The organism is Desulfovibrio psychrotolerans, assembly GCF_013340305.1.
GTDB classification, from domain to species: domain Bacteria; phylum Desulfobacterota; class Desulfovibrionia; order Desulfovibrionales; family Desulfovibrionaceae; genus Halodesulfovibrio; species Halodesulfovibrio psychrotolerans.
In genome coordinates this window covers 584733-602799 of record NZ_BLVP01000001.1, presented here as the reverse complement: position 1 = coordinate 602799, position 18067 = coordinate 584733, and the positions used below count along the sequence as shown (strand labels likewise).

The window sequence follows — 18067 nt, the reverse complement described above, 5'->3', positions numbered from 1 at the left end:
CTTCGTATCCTGTTACTCGTACTGTTCACGGAATTTGCGGATGACCACCAGTGAGACCACGTTCAGGCAGAGCGTAACCACCAGCAGCACAAGGCCGAGGCCGAAGGCTGAGAGGGTTTGCGGGCTGTCGAAAGCCTGATCGCCGGTCAGGGAGTCTACTATGCTGACTGTGACCGTGGTCATGCTCTTGAGCGGATTCCAAGTGAGGTTGGGCATGAGGCCCGCCGCCATGACCACGATCATGGTTTCGCCCACGGCGCGGGATATGGCCAGCAGCAGGGCGGAGACCACGCCGGGAAGGGCCGCAGGGAGAATGACCTTGGTGATGGTTTCCGACTGGGTGGCGCCCAGCGCGTAGGAACCTTCGCGCATGGCCTGGGGCACAGCGTTGATGACGTCGTCCGAAAGAGAGGACACCAGCGGAATGATCATAACACCCATGACCAGACCCGGGGCGAGGGCGTTGGTGAAGTCCGCCTGCAGGCCCAGAGAAGTGGCCACCTGCACAATGAAGGGGCTGACGGTGATGGCGGCGAAGAAGCCGTATACCACTGTGGGGATGCCCGCCAGAATTTCCAGCGCGGGTTTGGCTATCTTGCGCACGGCGGGGGTGGCGTATTCCGCCATGTAGATGGCGGCGAACAGCCCCATGGGACCGGCAACCAGCATGGCGATGGCCGTGATGTAAAAGGTGCCCGCAAACAGCGGAACGGAGCCGAATTCCGGCGGAGCCACGCTGCTGTCTGCACGGCCTGTGGAGAAGAGGAAGGCTGTTTCCGGACTCCATTTGGTTCCGGTGAGGAAGTTCCAGAGGCCCACCAGCTTGAAGAAGTGCATGGCTTCGAACACCACGGACACTACGGTGCCGATGGTGATGAGAATGGAGATGGAGGATGCGGCAATGAGGGTTACCCGCACCACCTTTTCCACCCGGTGGATGGCTCTGAATTCCTTGGAAATGGTTTTTTGAGAGAAATACAGGCCGAAGATGCCCAAGCCCACCGCACCTACCAGAAGGATTGTGCTTGGAATGGTAACCAGATGCAGCAGATGCAGCAGCGAGGCGAAGAAAAAGATGAGTATGGCAGGCAGTGCCACCCAACAGACGGAATACCACGCGTAGTAGGCGCGTGGTGAGTGGTGTTCTGTTCCCCGGGCGTTGTCTGCCTGTGTCTGCCGGTTGGCAAGGGCGAAGCCCAGTACCGCTAGCGGCACGATAAGCATGAAGGCCAACTGCAGGGCGCTTCCTAACGTCATGAGTGTTCCCGGTTTGCGGAAGGTGCCCCTTCCGGAAAGTGTGAAGGCCGGCGGAGGCTTGGTGTGCCTCCGCCGACCGATGGGAGCGGGTTATTTCTACTTCAGATCTTCAAGGGCAAGCTTCTTGAAGCCGGTGACGTCTTTACGCACCTGCTCGCGCTCTGCGGCAGGCAGGGGAATGAGGCCGATGGTCTTCAGGTAGCCGTTTTCGCCGATCATGTTCTCAGACATGAACAGTTCCACGTATTCCTTGAGGCCGGGGATTTTGCCGATGTGAGCGTTCTTGATGTAGAAGAAGAGGCTACGGGAAATGGGGTATTTGCCGCCGGAGATGTTATCGAAGGTGGGGGCAACGCCGCCCACGGGGCAGCCCTTGATCTGGTCCTTGTTCTCGGAGAGGAAGCTGTAGCCGAAGATGCCCACGGCTTCAGTGTCCTTGGTCAGCTTCTGGACGATGAGGTTGTCGTTTTCACCGGCGGGCACGTAGGGGCCGTCCTGACGGATCTTCTTGTACTTGCTGGCATCCTTGCCGAGCACAGCGTTGAAGGTTTCGTCCTTGGCGGTGAACACTTCCACGACCATTTCCACAAAGGCGTCACGGGTGCCGGAGGTGGCGGGGGGGCCGTAGATTACGATCTTGCGGTCGGGCAGGTTGGGATTGATGTCTTTCCAGGTCTTGTAGGGGTTGGGCACGAGCTTGCCATCTGCAGGAACTTCTTCCAGCACGGCAAGGGCGAGTTCCTTCAGGGAAAGGTCGAGGTCGGCGTTGCCGATGTTCTGGGCGATGACGATGCCGTCAAAACCGATCTTGGCTTCGGTGACTTCGGTCACGCCGTTCTTGATGTTGGTTTCCAGTTCGCTTTTCTTCATGCGGCGGGAAGAGTTGGTGATGTCCGGCGTTTCGGGACCCACACCGGCCATGAACAGCTTGTGCCCGCCGCCGGAACCGGTGGATTCGACAACCGGGGACTTGAACTGGGCGTTGATGGCGCCGAATTCTTCTGCCACCGCGCTGGAGAAGGGATAGACGGTGCTGGAGCCGACGATGCGGATCTGGTCACGTGCATGGGCGAATCCGGCAAGCGACAGGGTCAGCGCCAGCGCCAATGCGATTTTCGAAAAGCCTTTCATCAGAGACCTCCAAAGTCTGTAGAGTTATTTACGTGAAGTGCGTTGTAACGCGCAGAACCTTTCTATGCCGTGTGCGTTACGACTCGTTGTAGCGTTCGTTACAATACCGTGTCGGTAATTATATCTCTGCACGCCGATCAGCGTTCCCGGCCCTGCGGCTTTCGGAAAGAGCGTCCGTCTGCATGTTGTGCTGTGTATCATCTTGATTTTCCAGAGACATTCCGTCCATTGCGCGCTGCAGTTCATGGGCGAGGCGTGAGAGTATGTTTACCGCATCTGCCGATTCCGCCATGGCCTGCGCGGTTTCGCGGGCGATGCCGTCCACGTCTGTTACAGCGGCGGACACGCTCTTTACGCCGAGGGTCTGCTCCTGTGCCATGTTTGCAATGACGCAGATTTCGCTTTCCGACTGCTGGATACGGCTGAGGATATCATCCAGCGCGCCGCCTGAACGGGTGGCGAGGTGGTCGCTTTCCTGTACGGCACGGGCAACGGAGGCTGTGCTTTCTATGAAGCCGCGCGTGGATTCTTGTATGGACCGGATGCGCTGCCCCACCTGTCCGGTGGCGCTCATGGTTTTTTCCGCAAGCTTGCGCACCTCGTCCGCGACCACGGCGAAACCACGGCCCGCGTCGCCCGCGCGTGCGGCTTCTATGGCGGCGTTCAGTGCCAGCAGGTTGGTCTGGTCCGCAATATCTGAAATAACGCCCATGATCTGGCCAATGCCCTCTGCCTGTATGCCCAGTTCTTCCACGGTGTTCTGCATGTGGGCCACCTGCCCGTGCACGCGGTGCATGACCTCCATAGAGGACTGCACCACTTTGCGCCCTGCTTCGGCTACCTGTACGGAGCCTTTGGCCAGTTCCACCGCGCTGCCTGCCTTGCGGCCTATTTCCGTGACCGAGGAGTCCATGTGGTCCATGGCTGAGGTGACTTCGCGCACGTGCTCAAGCTGCCGCGCCGCGCCTTCGCTGGCGTGGCTGACCTGCAGGGAAAGCTCCTGTGCCGAGGAGGCGACGCGGCGGGCTATCTCGTCCGCCTCGCGCGCGGTGGCGGCGATGACCGCGTTCTGCGCATCCAGCCGCGCATGCTGCGCGCGTTCGTGCGTGAGGTCTATCCACAGGGAGATGGCTCCCAGAAGTTCGCCGTCCATGTCGTAAATGGGGGTGGAAACGATGTGCAGCACGACTTCGCGTCCGTCGCCCTGCGGGTCGAACACGGCGTCTTCCGCCACGCGGGCGTGCTGTTCCATGCTGCGACGGGTGAAGGTTCTGCGGTCTGCGCCGGAGCCGTTTGCCGCGCCGTACAGCAGTTCTCCGAGGGGTTTGCCCGTGTAGTCCCACGGGGCGCCGCTGCGGCGAAGCACCGAGAGTGCTTCGGCGTTGACATGGGTTATCTCATTTTTGAGGTTCACCACGGCGCAGGGTACCACGATGCCGTCCAGCACGCCCTGACTGAAGCCGAGCCGCCTTTTGAGTTCGCCCACCATGGTTTTTACCGCGCGCACGGTGGTGCCTATGGTGTCGTTGGGCACGTAGTCGAAGGTGTAGTCGAAGTTGCCCTGTGCCACTTCCTGCGCCAGCATGGAGAGGCGGCGCATGGGAAGCATGAGCTGGCGCACCATAAGCCAGATGACCAGTGCCACCAGAGGAAGGGTGACGGCGGCGGCAACAGCTGCGCTTGTCCAGAGGCGTTTGTCCACTCCGGCCATGAGGTCTTCTCTCTGCACGGTGGTAACGAAGGTGATGCCCCACGGAGCATAGACATCGGCATAGGCTTCGTATTCCGCATCATCATGGACATAGGTGAGGCTACGGGCTGCCTTTTCCGGTGATGTGCCTGCCTGTTGCAGGGCCGTTGCCCAAGGCTGCTCATGGATGTTTGTGCCGAGCAGGTGTTTGTCCGGATGGATGAGAATGACGCCCTGTGCATCGTAGGCAAAGGAATAGCCCTTGCCGTCCACGTTGTGCCGCACCACGGCGGCGGCAAATTCCGGTGAAAGCAGGGGACGCGCCACTTCCATGGCACCCAGTATCTCTGCGCCCTCCATGCCCTTGATGGGAGCGTACATGGCAAGCTGCCATTCCCCGGCTATTTTATAGATGCCGGTGACGCTGGTTCCCGCATTGGTTGCTGCTACGGCCTGATGCGTCTGCGGCAGATAGGTCCACTGGTCGGTTGCACCGGAAGCATTGCGGACGCTGGTAGCAACACGGATCAGCTTGCCCTGATGCAGTTGCAGCACGGAGGCCCCCACCCCCGCGAGATCGTGGATGCGGTCTACAAGGTCTGTGTTTTCGTTCAGGTAGACAGCCCCGAGCTTGAATCCCGGCAGCACGGTCTTTTCCCGTTCTCCGGTCGATTCGTGCACGATTTCCGCTTCCACTTCCATGAATATTTCCGGGATGGGGAAGCCGGACAACCCGAACTGCAACTGCATGAGCTTGAGGTCTGAGCCTATCTTGTTGCGGTTGAGGGTATCTTGAAACTGGGCGGATTCCATGAGGATTTGGGATACGTTGCGCAGCGCCTCGCGCCCCTGCCGGATGTAGCCCCGCTTGGTATCCACGAAGCTGGTGGCCAGCATGCTGACCATGGCCGTAAGCACCATGACCAGCGAACCGACTATGAGTTTGTTGCGGAAGGAGAGGGTGTTGAACATGGCGGTGTGCACCTTGAAGTTGCGGGAACCCCGGGCAGCGGGGAGGGAGTGTCTCATGTGTTACGGAAATGTGTATGCCCGCCCCGCCGTGCGGCGGGTATGGACTGCGTCTACATGGAGCATGTGGGCGAAGATGACGTGACGGCTTTGTCACGTTTGTGTGACAGAGAGAGGTGGTGTGCCTGATGCCGCAAAAATAAAGCCCCCGCCGTGGCTTTGTATGGCACACGGCGGGGACGGTATCGGGCAGCCGGAGTCTTTTTTCGCCTGCGGGTATCAGAGTTTGGACTTGAGGACCATGTCTGTGATGGGACCGCGCGAGCGTTCGCCCTTGAGCACCATGTGAGCGTAGTTGGGGAACCCCTTGAGTTTGCGGACCACCCAGTTCAGGCCGTTGTTGGCATCATTGAGATAGGGGTTGTCTACCTGCCGGGTGTCGCCAAGGCAGAAGCATTTTACGTTTTCGCCCATGCGGGTGAGCAGGGCGCGCATTTCCACACGGGAGAGGTTTTGCGACTCATCTACAATGACCACCGCGTTTTCGATATTCATGCCCCGGATGTAGGCAAGGGGGAGGATTTCGAACCGTTTGGGGTTATAGCGCAGGGTGTCTTCGCCGGGGTTGGCGAAGATACGGTTGGCGGGGCGCAACGTGTGGAGCTTGACCAGCAGGTCTTGGATGTATTTGACGTATGGCTCCATTTTTTCGCGTACATCGCCGGGCAGGTAGCCCATTTTGGTGCCGAGTTCGATGAGTGGCTTCACCACGTATATCTTTTCATAGAGCTTGCGTTCCAGTGCCAGATAAAGGGCTGTGGCAAGGGCGAGGTAGGTTTTGCCGTAGCCTGCCTCTGACTGCACGGAGACGAGGTCCAGATCTTCGCGCTGCATGAGCATGAGAGCAAGGTTTTGGTAGATGTTGCGAGGTTTTACGTTCCACACGTTCATCTGGTAGGTGATGAGGACATCACCTTCTGTACCATGAAACATGGGCTTGCCCTCATGCCATGAAAAGGAGTTGGGCACTTTGGGCTCGGACGGGTCTACGAATCCGGTGTAGCGTTGTGATTCGGATTCAAAGGGGCGGGAATCGCGCAGTTCTTCGCTTTCAATGCCGGAAAGCCCGGCTTGGAGGCGCAGGATCTTGTCGTTGGTGACGAGGATGGGGGTATCTATGTGCGCGGCGGTTATTTCGCGCAGGATGAAGTTATCCACTACCTCCTCGGTGAACCGGGAGATGCTGGAATCGTTGCGGATGAACTGAATGACCTCTTTGTTGGCGAGCAGGGTGTCCACCACGCGCGAGATGATGTGTCTCAGGCGTGGGTTCGTCTTCAGGGAATTGAGTTCGATGAGGACGTGATAGGGGATGAAGATGTTGTTCTCTTCACCGTTGCGCAGGTTGTGGATGCAGTCCGGATTTTCGATAAGCACGTTGGTATCGAGGACATAGTTTTTCCTGCCCATGAAGACCCCTTTGGTTGAGGTGGCTGGTGCGGTGTACCCCGCAGGGGCATGTGCCCCGTGCCGGGGGATTGCGATGTGATGATACTGTAAAAAGCCTGTGCGTGTCGATTGCTCCGCGCAGAGCGGCGGGGAAGGACCGGGGAAGCCCAGAAAGCGACCCGGTGGCGGGGGTGCGGCATGCGTACCTCTGTGACGGTATGGTCGCGGCAGGCGCAGGGGGCATACTCTGCTGCTGCCGATGCCCAAGAATAGGGTGGGCATGTTACGGGCGTGTGTCTGCGCACGGACAAGCAGATGTCGTGCTGCGGAAGCGGAGGATACGCTGTGCTGCGGTAGAACCTGCGGGCGGCACTTGCTTCTGCGTCTGAGAAGGCGTATCCTTAACCTTGGTAAGGCTGTTACCTGCTGAGTGCAAAGACTGCACAGAATCCGCTGACAATGGTTAGGAGAGTATATGGAGATTGACGTCACAAGTAGCGCCGTGCGCGGGTTTTCTGCCTACGCACGTGCTGCGGCAACCGAGCGGCTGGAAGCCGCGGCGGCGGCTCGTGACGTGCGTACCTCCACCCGCATGGGATTTCGCATTGGCAAGTTTGGGGTGCGCTATGAGACGGAAGAGGGTGCTTCTTCCGAAGAAACGCTTGGGCGCGCCCGCTCCGCCATGGGAGATTCCGGCGGGGCGTCTTTGCAGGATGAAGCGGTGCGGAATGCTGATATTCCGGGGCTGCGGCAGGCAGCAGGCGTGCCCCTGCAACTGCTTTCCGGCATGAATGGGCAGGACGACCTGAACGGGCTGGCAGGGCAGGAGGCAGGAGCATGGACGCGCAAGGTGGGCATGGCCGCCTATGCGCGCGCGGATGAAGCTTTTCGGGCATCGCAGGCTCAGCCCATGCTGCGCGGAGCCGTGTAGAAAGACCCTTCATAAACGCAGATTTTCTCCACGCCGCATACGGATTCCGCATGCGGCGTGGCTTTTTTTGTGGGCTGAATGCGTGGCCTTATACGCTATGTCAGACGCGGAAGCCGATGGCGGCGGCAAAGGCGCGCATGGCGTCTCCCTTAAGCCCCTTTTCCCACGCCCTGTTCTGCACGGCCCAGAGGTCCGGGTGCGAAAGCAGGGTGTGCGCGCGCGTTACAAAGGACGCCGCCCGTTCCAGCTTGTCTTCCGGTCCTTCCAAAAACCGCAGCAGCCGCTGGGTGAGCCATGCGGTTATGAGTTCTCTGCCGCCTGCCGCGAGCAGGCCCGATTCCGTGAGGTAGCGGGCTATCTGTCTGCGCTGGGGCTCTGTGAGCGAGGGGTGCTTCATGTAGGCGATGGCCAGGGCGGGGGCGATGGCCTTCCAGTGGTGGCCCATGGGCTGGTCGTGCTGGGCCTCTGTCCACGGTTCGAACAGGGCGGCGGCATTGGCGGCGTCTTCCTCAAAGGCGGCAAGACGCTGGATGTTTGCCATCTCCATGGCGCGCATGGCAATGGCCTGCCGCTTGTTGCGCGGCAGTTGCTCAAAGGTGTGGGTGACGTTGCCCCCCGGGCCGGAAAGGGTGATGGAGGTCTGGCGGATGCCGCCCGCTTTGGGAGGTGTCCATTCCCATTGCACGGGTGCGCCTTCCGGTTCCGGGAACCACCGGATGCGGGCCTCGCCTGAAAGACTGCCGCCCACGGCATCTGTGGGCAGGATGACCACAGACACGTTACGCCACTGCACGGTGCTGCGGATGCCGGGGCAGGGCAGGCGTTTTTCTGCCCACAGGCGCAGCATGGCCTGCAGGATGATGCTGGCCGCGCCTTCTCTGCGCGGGAGAACATGGTTGCGGAATATGTCTTCTCCCGTGCCTTCTTCCGGTTTGTTGGAGCGGGCGAGGGAAAGGGCCTGCGCAAAGGGCTGCTCCATGTCCGGCCCGCCTGTGGCTTTGAGCAGCTCCATGGCGCGCAGGGCGAAGGTCATGCCGTTTACGGGTTCTATGCGGGATATCTCGTCAAAAAACCATGCGCAACTGGCGAAGGCGGCCAGAGATTGCTCCTGCATGGCGAGCAGCTGCCATGCGGTGCGCCGGTGCTCATCCGTGAGGGTGGGCAAAAGGTGCGCGGCGGCGAACTGTTCGCGGGCATCGCGGTCGCACAGGGTTTCGCCGTAGGCGGTGAGAGCTTTGGCCGGATGAATGAACAGCGCGGGGGCGGTGGCCTGAAAATGGGTGTCTGCCGCCTTTTTCATCAGGGTAAGGGCATCGCGCAGCGGGCCGCGCCAGCGCTGGTTCCACAGGGGGTGGCCGCCGTCTGTGCAACCGCAGTCGCTTTTCCAGCGTTCCACACCGTGGGCGCAGCTCCATGAACTGGGTTCGTGGATGCGGACCTTGCGGGTGGGCGGGTGGGCTTCCAGATAGGCGGCGTAGTTTGTGAGGCGCGTGTCGTCTCTGCCGCTTATGGCTTGCCCGAGCACGTGGGCAAGCGCCATTTCGCCGAAGGTGAAGTGGTGCCCGTAGGTTTCTCCGTCTGTGCAGACGGTGAGCAGACCGTTGCCAGCGGCACCGCTCAGCCGGTTCCAGAACGTTTCGCCGTCCTGCAGCAGCCGTTCAAAGGCCGCGGCCTGCGAGAGGGGGCCGTTGTAGAAGAATACCGCCATGCTCGCACCGGAGGGCAGGTCCACGGCATAGGGGACGGAGATGTCCACATGCCCGTCATGCACGGGGTGCCATTCCTGTGAGTCTATGTCTGCTACAAAGGCGGCCTGACGTGGAGCCAGAATGGTGAAACGGATGCCTTGCCGCGCCAGTTCTTCCAGCGTGGGGATATCTGCCGCGCATTCTGCCAGCCACATGCCTTCCGGCTCGCGGCCGAATCGTTTTTTGAAGTCGGCACGGGCCCATGCAATTTCTAAATTCTTGTCTTGCGCGGAAGCCAGAGGCATGATGATATGATGAAATACTTGTGCCATTGCGTTGCCGTGACCCCAACGGGCAAGGCTTATCTTGTCGCCTTGCAGCATGCGGGCGTAGGTGGAGGGGGCGGCCTGCTCCAGCCATGAAAGCAGCGTGGGGCCTACGTTAAAGCTCATCCACTCGTAGCAGTTCATGATGTCGGCAATGCGCCCTTCACTGTCCAGACGCCGGGCCCATGCGAGCGGGGCGTAGCTTTCCCGCGTGATGCGCTGGTTCCAGTTTTCGGCGGGGGCGGCACTGTCTTCGGGGAGGATGTCTCCCAGCCACGGGTCTTCGCGCGGCGGCTGGTACAGGTGGCCGTGGATACAGAGATGGCGGGGCATGGGGTTCCTCCTGCGGTGGTCGGGTAACGGTTGGTGCCGTTTCTTCGTCTTGTCACATACGGGGAGCAATATGGATAGTCATAGCATGCAACAGGGCGGATGCCTATGGGCAGGAAGGTCATTTGAAAATGGTTGACTGCCGCGTTGACGTGAAATGGTCAGGCCCAGGCGTGTGCGTGGCCGTGGTCCGGTCCTGATGGTTCTTTGCTGAGGGGCCTTGCGGGGGCGCAGTCTTTTGGCGGGCCGTCTGGAAGGGAGGCTGGAGGAGGAGTCCGTGGCATACGGTGAGTATGAGCTTATGTATCCTGTCCGGGGGGTGTTTTCCACGGACAAGGAGATGAAGATCGGGTTCGGGGCAACCCGCCGTACCGTTATGCAGAATGTGCTGGTCTATGTTGAGCAGGAGCCGGACGGCGCGCCTGAACCCCTGCCGGTAACGGAAGAGGCGGAGAGCGGACCCGCGGAGACGGGCGGAAGCGGCAACGAGCCGGGGTCGTCTGAGTTGTCTGACCTGCCTGAATTGCCTGATCTGCCTGACCTGCCTGATCTGCCTAATTTTATGGACATGCCCGGTCCGAAGGATGCTTCTGCAGAGCAGGGACGCAAAAAGACCATACGGCTGTGGGGGCAGACCATCAATGATCAGGATGTGCCGTCCGGCGAGCGGTTCCGCATAAGCATGGAAGAGTTGCTGAATGCGTATCTGCCTGATCCGGCGGCGTATCAGTTGCGGGTGCTGCCCGCCATGCGCAGGCTGAACGGAAACATAGCGCGCGGAGAACGGCACAGGCAGAACGGAGAGCTGTACAGCGCGGAGTTTGAGTTCCAGAATGCGTTGCAGGTGGATGAAACCAACGTGCGCGCCACCTTTGGGCTGGGACTGGTGTATCTGGACAGGCGGGAGGCGGAAAAGGCCGGACGCGTTTTTGAGCGGCTGGTTGAGCTGGAGGCGGCGTTTCAGGCACCGCATAAACATATGTTCAACGAGTTTGGCATAAAGCTGCGCAAAAATGGCATGTATACGCAGGCATTGCGGTTTTATGCCCGGGCTGTGCAGCTTGCCTCGCACGATGACCACCTCATGTACAACATTGCCCGGTCGCTGCACGAATCCGGAGACAGCGAGGCTGCCGTGAAGTACATGCATAAGGCGCTGGATTTGAATCCCAAACTGGAAGCCGCGCAGAAGCTTTTGAAATTTTTGAAGAAAAAATTGACCCCGGAAAATTGAGCCTTTTCATGCGCTTGGGGGCGGCCGGGAGAATGACACACAATTTTCAGTTGCCACGCGGTGCGAATGTGTTCATCTTTGAAAAACAGGCCGGGCTTCTGCGGCCTGCGGTGAGGCACTCTTTTTTTCCCGGACATGGGGACTTTTTATGACTCCTGGGGGAACCATGAGTTCGGCATGCAAGGCAGATGTTTCTGCAATGGCCTGCGCGTTTACGGAAAAACCCATGCGGGGGGTTTTTTCCCTGGAGCAGGCAGCCGTTATAGGGCACGGCACCACAAAACGCACCACGGTTTCCGTGCAGTATTTTTACGCGCTGGAAGAGGATGACGGGCGTTTTTCCGTGCGCCTTGTCAACGACAAGCATCTGCCCACAGGCGATGCGGAGTATCTGACGCTGGAGGAGATTCTGGAGCGGTACAACCCGGAACCGGGCATGTATCACGAGAAGGTTTTTCCCGCCATGCGCGAGATTGCAAAGATGGTGGCGCGTGGTGAGCGGCACCTGACCAACGGTGAGCCGTACAGTGCCGAAATGGAATTTCTGGCAGCCCTGAAGCTGGATGAGGACCATGTGCGTGCCACATTCGGGCTCGGGCTGGCTTATCTTGCGCGGCAGCAGACGGAAAAGGCGGACAAGGTGTTCCAGAAGCTGGTGAAGATGCGTGCCGCCTTTGAAGAAGAGCACAAGCATATGTTCAACACCTTTGGCATACAGCTGCGCAAGAACGGCATGTATCCGCAGGCATTGAAGTTTTACGCCCGCGCACAGCAGTTGTGCGGTGCGGACGACCACCTTATGTTCAACATGGCGCGTTGCCTGTGCGAGGTGGGCGATGCCGAAAACTCCTGCAAGTACCTGCATAAGGCGCTGGAACTGAACCCCGGCCTTACCGAGGCATCGCGCCTGCTCCGTTCCCTTGAGAAGGGAAGCTGCAATCTGGCGTAGGGGGGTATGCCGAACTGTTCGCCGCTTTGCCGGACCACCGACGCAAAGCCGAGGGTGGTGGGAGCACGATAGCATACAATAAAAGGCCGGGAACAGTCCCGGCCTTTTTTATTTTCATAACGCGTTACTTGGCGCCGCTGCATCCGCCGCATCCGCCCGGAGACCCGCATCCGCCGGGGCGGATGACAGGGCGTTTGGGAATGGGCTTTTTAAGTTTGGGCATGGGAACATTTTCCATCTTTGCTCCGCCGCCGCGCAGCAGGCTGCCGGGGACCCTGTTGGTTCCGCTGCCGGGAAGGGGGCTGTGTGCGCTGAGGCGGCGTTCCGTATCCGTGCTGCCGCAGGCGGGGCAGGTTTCGCCGCCGGTGGAGTCGGGATGTGCCAGTTCTTCAAACTGTCCGCCGCAGACGCGGCATTCAAAATCGTATAACGGCATGGAAGCTCCTTGCGTATGGTTTTGATGTGAGGGAGATAACCATTCCCTTGCGGCATGGCAACCGGGGAGATTGCCCTTACGGGGGGCGTACATGCGCTGCGCCGGGTGCGGGAATGGGCCCGCACGGGCAGGCGGTGCTGTGTGCGGCGTTTCCGCCGGGCCTTATTTCCGCTTGCGCGCGCCTATGACGTTGGGCAGCGGCCGTTCTGTCTGCACGCCGCCCCAGAAGTCGCTGGCGTATCTGCCTGTCCATGTGCGGCGGATGTTACCCGCCTGAATATGCAGGCTTGCCTGCGGGCCGCCTTCCACATACATGGCCTTTTGGATACGCAACGGCAGGTCCAGAAGCATGCGGGTAAGGTTGTATACGCTGAGCGGGGTGCGGCAGTGGATGAACAGCAGGTTTCCCTGCGCGTCCAAAGCCACGGCGGCTATGGAAAAGGCGTTGCCGTCCTCCGGCCATAAGGGCATCCGCGCGGCGTTGAACATGCGGAAGTTCTGCACCACAACGGCATAGCGGTCTATCAGGGGGTTCCAGTCGTCCGTCTGCCTGTCCAGCAGGGTGGCGGAAGGCATTTCGCCTTCGAAAGATCCGGTCTGACCTTCAGGAAGCGGAGAAGATTCTCCGGTGTCCTCGTCGGCAGGCTGCTCCTTTTCGCGAAAGAAAACCCGGCCGTCCGGAAACGGCGAGGCGACAAAGAAGGATCCGAAGCGTTTGTGGATGAAGTCGTTGTTCACATGGTCGCCGTTGCGCATGTAGCCGGTGCTGGTTTTTGCATCCGGCAGGTACATGGAGGCGTTTATGACGGCGGAAAGCCCATGCTGCGAAGCCCACTGGAAAGGCGAGAGCGAATGCCCCTGCTCCGAGTGCGACAGCAGGAGAAACTCGTAGTGGCGCGGGTCGATGCGCAGTATGACCAGCGGGTTGTCCAGCCCCGTGATCTGAGAGGGGGTATGGGCGGAGGAGCGGGGTGAAGTTGTGTCGGACGTTGTGTCGGGCGTTTGGCCGGCAGTGTGTTCGTAGGGCCTGCCGGCGGGGGTGTCTGCAATGACCATGGAGGCATTGGCGGACGGGGGAGTGAAAATGGCGAAGGTTGCTATGTCCAGCCCGTCATCCAAGCTCTGCCAGAGCCCCGCTGCATGAGCCTTTTCCGCAGGCGGCAGGAGCAGCATGCAGAGCATGCCAGCTGCAAGCAGGCTTGCGGATATGGTGCGCAGAAGGCTTTTCATGGTATGCAGTACGCTTGGGATAGTCCGTCCCGCTGTTGCGCCGGAAGGGTTGGAGGGTTGGTTACACGGCCATTACGCGCGTTTGCCATGCCTGTTCGTACCGGGCATCTTTCAGCCGATGTCCCGTTTGAGAAAGAGAAAGAAACACGCAGCCGCAGAGAACAGAAACACCATGGCCACCATGCCGGACTGCAGGAGCAGGGCGCACAGCCCCACGGTGATGAACACGTAGGGAACCACCCATATCATGAGTTTGCGAAGCCGCAGGGCCAGTTTGTCATTATACGGACGGGAAAGGGCTGTAGCCGCGATGCAGGCGACAACCACCAGAAGCAGTATTTGCCAGAAAAACATGTCATTCTCGATGCTGTAGTGTATGAACCGTACCATGCGGTACCTACGCCGCGCATGCGGATGCAAGGCCGCGTTGACGCCGTTATCTCCCTGAGGAGGTACATCTCCGGGGGGCTAAAGTCCAGCAGGGGGGAAAATCCCTTGCAAAAATCAATGTAACCGGATATTGACGTATCAAGTTTTCTTGATATATAGAGCATCCGTGGCGTCTTTTGCAGACGCCAGCCGCCCGCAGGGCGGCGAAACGGGATGACAGATAGCAAACAGACAAGGAGCCTCCCTTGAAGATAATCGACCTTATGGCTGCCCGTACCAGCCCTTTTTATTCTCTGGAATTTTTTCCGCCCAAGGAACGCGAAAACTGGCCGGGCTTTTTCCGGACCGTGGAAAGGCTGAAGGCTCTTGATCCGCTGTTTGCCTCCGTAACGTATGGTGCGGGAGGCTCCACGCAGGACAATACGCTGGAGATTACGGCGCATATTAAGAACGCCATAGGCATAGAACCCATGGCGCACCTTACCTGCGTGGGCGCGGACGGGGAGAAGATCACGGATTTTCTGGACAAGCTCCGTGCCGCCGGGGTGCACAACGTGCTTGCGCTGCGCGGGGATGCCCCCCGTGGGGTGGAGATTGACTGGAATACGCAGGCGTTTCGCTACGCGTCCGACCTGGTGACCTTTGTGCGCGACTGCTGCCCGGATTTTGGCATAAGCGTGGCCGGGTATCCCGCTGCGCATCCTGAGTCGCTCACGTTCAGCGATGATCTGGCGTACACCAAGGTCAAGCTGGATGCAGGCAGTGATTTTGTGGTTACCCAGCTGTTCTTTGACGTGCGGGAGTATTTTAATTTTGTGGCCCAGCTGCGTGCCGCAGGTGTGAACAAGCCCGTGCTGCCCGGCATTCTGCCCATTCAGAGCCTTGGCTCCATACGCCGCATTCTTACGCTGTGCGGGGCAAATATTCCCGGCAAGCTGTATCTTGCGCTGGAAGAAGCCAACGAAAAGGGCGGCGATGAAGCCGTGAAGGAAGCGGGGCTGGAATTTGCGGTACAGCAGATTCGACGTCTTGTGGACGGCGGTGCCCCCGGCATTCATCTGTACACGCTGAACAAGGCCGACATGTGCCTTGAGATTGCGGAGCGCGCGGGCCTGTAGCAGGTCTGTTCCGGAAGGCGCACGGCTGGCTGATGCCGGGCGTTATTGTATGGGCATTGTCTTTGATTGTGCGCTTGCTGTTTGTGAGAACGCGCCCCTGTGCCATGCGGTAACTGCTGCAACTGCGGAAACTGCTGTAACAGGGGCGCGTTTTTGTGCGGCGGTCAGCCCTGTGACGGCGTGTCGAAACGCACCACGATATCTTCGTATGCCTTGCGCCATTTGGGTTCGGGGCGGGTTTCTCCCGGACGGAAATAGCCCACGGCCATGAGCAGCGGTATCCAGTATCTCTCCGCAGGGATGCCGAATTCGCGCATGACGCCTTCATGGTTGAAGCCGTCCATGGGATGGGTGTCCAGACCGAGACTGCTTGCGGCGTACATGAGGGACATGGCGAAGAAGGCGGTGTTTTTCACACCGAAGGCCAGTTCCGTATCACGGCTTGTGCCGTAGAGTTTACGGCAGGCACCGTAGAACCACTCCCGCTGCTCCTCCTTCATGGAGCCTGCGGCGAGCATTTCTGAGAAGTTGCGCTCCAGAGTGGGGTGGCCCTTTTCCCAGCCCTTGGTATCCGCCAGAACAATGAACACCACGGGTGCCTCGCTTACTTTGGGCTGGTTCATGGCGACTTTGCGGAGCCGCATTTTCTCTTCCTGCCCGCGCAGGACAATCAGGTTCCATGGTTGCAGGTTGAAACCTGAAGGGGCATTGGCCGCCATGTGCACCATCTGCTCCAGCAGAGCGGGCGGGACATCGCGTTCCGTATCGAAAAAGTTGACGGCGCGCCGCCGTGCAAGGATGTCTGAGAAATTCATGGTCGTTTCTCCGTGGTTTGGGGTGCTGTGACAACGTGTACGCAGGAATACCCCGCTGCGGCGCTGAGGGACGTTCAGCTTTTGCACGGGGGAATGTGACGTTGTTAAACCGTTGTGGCTCCGTGTATCGTTCTTCCCGAATGGCCTGTTTCCGGATTCGGGGAGGAATAGTGATCTGAAGGATACACCCGATGCCGGAAGAATAACAACGGATTTCGTTTCTTCGCCGCTGGGTTGACGCATGGCATGGGGCGGGATAGGTGCTGAGCACCCGGCCACGGAAACGGCAGGGCGGCAGGAGGTTTCATGCATGAACGAAGGGTTTCGTTCGGTTACAGGATAGGACAGTTGCACAGGCTTGCGGCGCAGCATATCCGCCGTAATCTGGCTCCGCTGGGCATAGAGCAGGGGCAGGTGCCTTTTCTTGCGGAGTTGTTCCACGAAGAGGGGCAGACGCAGGAAATGCTGGCCGCGCGGCTGCACATAGACAAAGGGGTAACAGCGCGCACTCTTGCCCGGCTGGAGGAGGCGGGGCTTGTGCTGCGCAGACAGAACCCGGCGAACAGGCGGCAGAAACTGGTTTATCTTGCGGAGTCCATGCGGAGCAGGCGAGAGGAATTTTTTGCTCCGCTGCACAGGCTTACGGAGGAGCTGGCGCAGGGATTTTCTGAAGAGGAGCGGGCAGCCACGCTGGCTTTGCTGGACAGGATGATAGGCAATCTGTGCTGCCAGCGAATAGTCGATGACGAAGCGGTGCGCGGACATGCCCAGTGCGCGGTGCCGCCTTGCCGTTCCGTGCCGGATTCTGGTGAATGATGGTGCGCGTCGTTCATGCTGTGCGCTATGGCTTTATGCGCAATCCTGTTGTACCATCAGCATCATGAATACCATGAATACCGTGGAGGGGCGAGGTTGCGAAATCAGGGGGACAGGCAGGATTGTTGTGCCCCCCGTGCTTCCGGCATCATCCGGCGGGTATTCCCGCATTGCCGGGGCAGGGTGCCTGATCATGCTTTTGCTGGTGCCTGTTCTGACGGCGTGCATAACAGCGCCCATTGAAGAGGTGCGGGCGCAACGCTACAGCAGTATGCAGAATGTGGTGCTGCTCTCCATAGATGAAATTGAAAACAACCTTGTGCTCTACCATGCCCGGTGCGGCAACGGACACTGGATGAAGCCGGGAAAACCCGGTGAACCCCGCCAGATGGTGTGGGGGAAGTGGGAAAACGCCCGCCGGTTCCGGGTGGATGCATGGCTTGATTTTCAGCCCATGGAGGCCGGGCGGACGCAGGTGACCGCCTACGCCAATGCCGCCAGCGGCGGCGTAGTGAATGACTATATGGTCATTATCGTGGACCCTACGGTCTGCCGCTGACGACTGCACAGGCATGTTGCCCTGTATGGGGGCATTCTCTCAGACATACTGGGGCATGACGGGGACGTGAAAGGCGGTCCGCAGCAATGGCGGGCGCGCTTTTTTTATTTGGGCAGGGCGATGAGTGTCCACGGCAGATGCCGCTGCTGGTGCTGTTCCGCCATGTCTATTATGTACCGCGCACCGGATACGTTGAGCACGCGCGGCGCGACCAGCGGCTTTTTTTCGGCTGTCATGAGCTGGTAGCCCGTTCCTTCCGCTTCCGCTATGCGCAATATTTCCTGCCCTACGGTATATTTGTTCCACTGCATCCAGCACAGCATGAGAATGAGCACAGAGGTGGCGATGGTGCCCGTAAGCCCCAAAATTCCGCCCACACGGCGCAGGCGCAGGATGAACATATACAGCAGGATGCACGAGAGGAGCATAAGCCCCCAGTCGCTTCCGATAAGCAGTCTGAATTCCGTGAATGTCATGGACTAAACCTTTTTATGAACAGCTCCCGGCATGGCTGCAATGTGTTGCGGGACAGCCGGGGATGCGGTTGCGGGAGGATGACTTTTTTAACAGCGTGGCAGATTACCCTGCCGGGGGACATGCCTGCGGAAACGTGAAGGCATGGTGCCCCGTGCGCCAGCGCACCCTAACGGGGATGGCGTTTCTGTGCAAGCCCGTGCAAGCCCGCACAAGCCAGTACAAGCCCGTGCCGCAAGCGTGCCCGCAGGCACGTATCCCGGAACGGAAAAGGG

Annotated in this window: 16 protein-coding genes; 6 read left to right on the top strand and 10 right to left on the bottom strand. The window is 59.6% G+C overall.

The features are described 5' to 3' along the window. Window positions 1-12 precede the first annotated feature (12 nt). The 4 genes from pstC to HUV26_RS02645 all read right to left on the bottom strand — a co-directional run bounded on the left by pstC (window position 13) and on the right by HUV26_RS02645 (window position 6517). Complete coding sequence (gene pstC, locus HUV26_RS02660; protein WP_174408523.1) at window positions 13-1257, bottom strand: phosphate ABC transporter permease subunit PstC; 1245 nt, start codon at window positions 1255-1257, stop codon at window positions 13-15. A gap of 96 nt (window positions 1258-1353) precedes the next feature. After that, window positions 1354-2388 carry a PstS family phosphate ABC transporter substrate-binding protein gene (locus tag HUV26_RS02655; protein WP_174408522.1) on the bottom strand — a complete coding sequence of 345 codons (1035 nt, stop codon included), beginning with the start codon at window positions 2386-2388 and terminating at the stop codon, window positions 1354-1356. Window positions 2389-2506: 118 nt separating this feature from the next. Beyond that, entirely contained in the window at window positions 2507-5050 is a 2544-nt protein-coding gene (locus tag HUV26_RS02650; protein ID WP_174408521.1) for a methyl-accepting chemotaxis protein, read from the bottom strand. A 276-nt stretch (window positions 5051-5326) separates the two neighbouring features. Continuing rightward, on the bottom strand, window positions 5327-6517 hold the full coding sequence (locus HUV26_RS02645; RefSeq protein WP_174408520.1) for a PhoH family protein: 1191 nt from the start codon (window positions 6515-6517) through the stop codon (window positions 5327-5329). Window positions 6518-6971: 454 nt separating this feature from the next. On the opposite strand from HUV26_RS02645, the gene HUV26_RS02640 reads away from it, so the two are divergent. After that, window positions 6972-7427: a hypothetical protein gene (locus HUV26_RS02640; protein WP_174408519.1), complete on the top strand. Its 456-nt coding sequence runs from the start codon at window positions 6972-6974 to the stop codon at window positions 7425-7427. A 100-nt stretch (window positions 7428-7527) separates the two neighbouring features. Here the strand turns inward: HUV26_RS02640 and HUV26_RS02635 are convergent, their stop codons facing one another. Further along, on the bottom strand, window positions 7528-9774 hold the full coding sequence (locus HUV26_RS02635; RefSeq protein WP_174408518.1) for a DUF3536 domain-containing protein: 2247 nt from the start codon (window positions 9772-9774) through the stop codon (window positions 7528-7530). 274 nt (window positions 9775-10048) lie between these two features. On the opposite strand from HUV26_RS02635, the gene HUV26_RS02630 reads away from it, so the two are divergent. After that, window positions 10049-11005, top strand: a complete 957-nt coding sequence (locus tag HUV26_RS02630) for a tetratricopeptide repeat protein (protein WP_243451231.1) — start codon at window positions 10049-10051, stop codon at window positions 11003-11005. 166 nt (window positions 11006-11171) lie between these two features. Next, complete coding sequence (locus HUV26_RS02625; RefSeq protein ID WP_174408517.1) at window positions 11172-11954, top strand: tetratricopeptide repeat protein; 783 nt, start codon at window positions 11172-11174, stop codon at window positions 11952-11954. A gap of 124 nt (window positions 11955-12078) precedes the next feature. On the opposite strand, the gene HUV26_RS02620 is transcribed toward HUV26_RS02625, so the two are convergent. From HUV26_RS02620 to HUV26_RS02610, 3 genes are all read right to left on the bottom strand, one after another. Then, entirely contained in the window at window positions 12079-12390 is a 312-nt protein-coding gene (locus HUV26_RS02620) for an FmdB family zinc ribbon protein (protein WP_174408516.1), read from the bottom strand. Between the two features lie 162 nt (window positions 12391-12552). After that, on the bottom strand, window positions 12553-13620 hold the full coding sequence (locus HUV26_RS02615; RefSeq protein WP_174408515.1) for a phosphodiester glycosidase family protein: 1068 nt from the start codon (window positions 13618-13620) through the stop codon (window positions 12553-12555). Window positions 13621-13731: 111 nt separating this feature from the next. Beyond that, window positions 13732-14010, bottom strand: a complete 279-nt coding sequence (locus HUV26_RS02610; protein WP_174408514.1) for a hypothetical protein — start codon at window positions 14008-14010, stop codon at window positions 13732-13734. A gap of 245 nt (window positions 14011-14255) precedes the next feature. Between HUV26_RS02610 and metF the strand changes: the two genes are divergently transcribed. Beyond that, window positions 14256-15128, top strand: a complete 873-nt coding sequence (metF, locus tag HUV26_RS02605; protein ID WP_174408513.1) for a methylenetetrahydrofolate reductase [NAD(P)H] — start codon at window positions 14256-14258, stop codon at window positions 15126-15128. 164 nt (window positions 15129-15292) lie between these two features. Here the strand turns inward: metF and HUV26_RS02600 are convergent, their stop codons facing one another. Next, the gene (locus tag HUV26_RS02600; protein ID WP_174408512.1) at window positions 15293-15943 is read right to left on the bottom strand and encodes a nitroreductase family protein; all 651 of its coding nucleotides are present in this window, start codon (window positions 15941-15943) and stop codon (window positions 15293-15295) included. A 306-nt stretch (window positions 15944-16249) separates the two neighbouring features. Between HUV26_RS02600 and HUV26_RS02595 the strand changes: the two genes are divergently transcribed. Both HUV26_RS02595 and HUV26_RS02590 read left to right on the top strand, forming a co-directional pair. Next, complete coding sequence (locus HUV26_RS02595) at window positions 16250-16759, top strand: MarR family winged helix-turn-helix transcriptional regulator (RefSeq protein WP_174408511.1); 510 nt, start codon at window positions 16250-16252, stop codon at window positions 16757-16759. Between the two features lie 64 nt (window positions 16760-16823). Beyond that, on the top strand, window positions 16824-17318 hold the full coding sequence (locus HUV26_RS02590; protein ID WP_174408510.1) for a hypothetical protein: 495 nt from the start codon (window positions 16824-16826) through the stop codon (window positions 17316-17318). Window positions 17319-17422: 104 nt separating this feature from the next. On the opposite strand, the gene HUV26_RS02585 is transcribed toward HUV26_RS02590, so the two are convergent. Then, window positions 17423-17794, bottom strand: a complete 372-nt coding sequence (locus HUV26_RS02585; protein WP_174408509.1) for a hypothetical protein — start codon at window positions 17792-17794, stop codon at window positions 17423-17425. Between the last annotated feature and the right edge of the window lie 273 nt (window positions 17795-18067).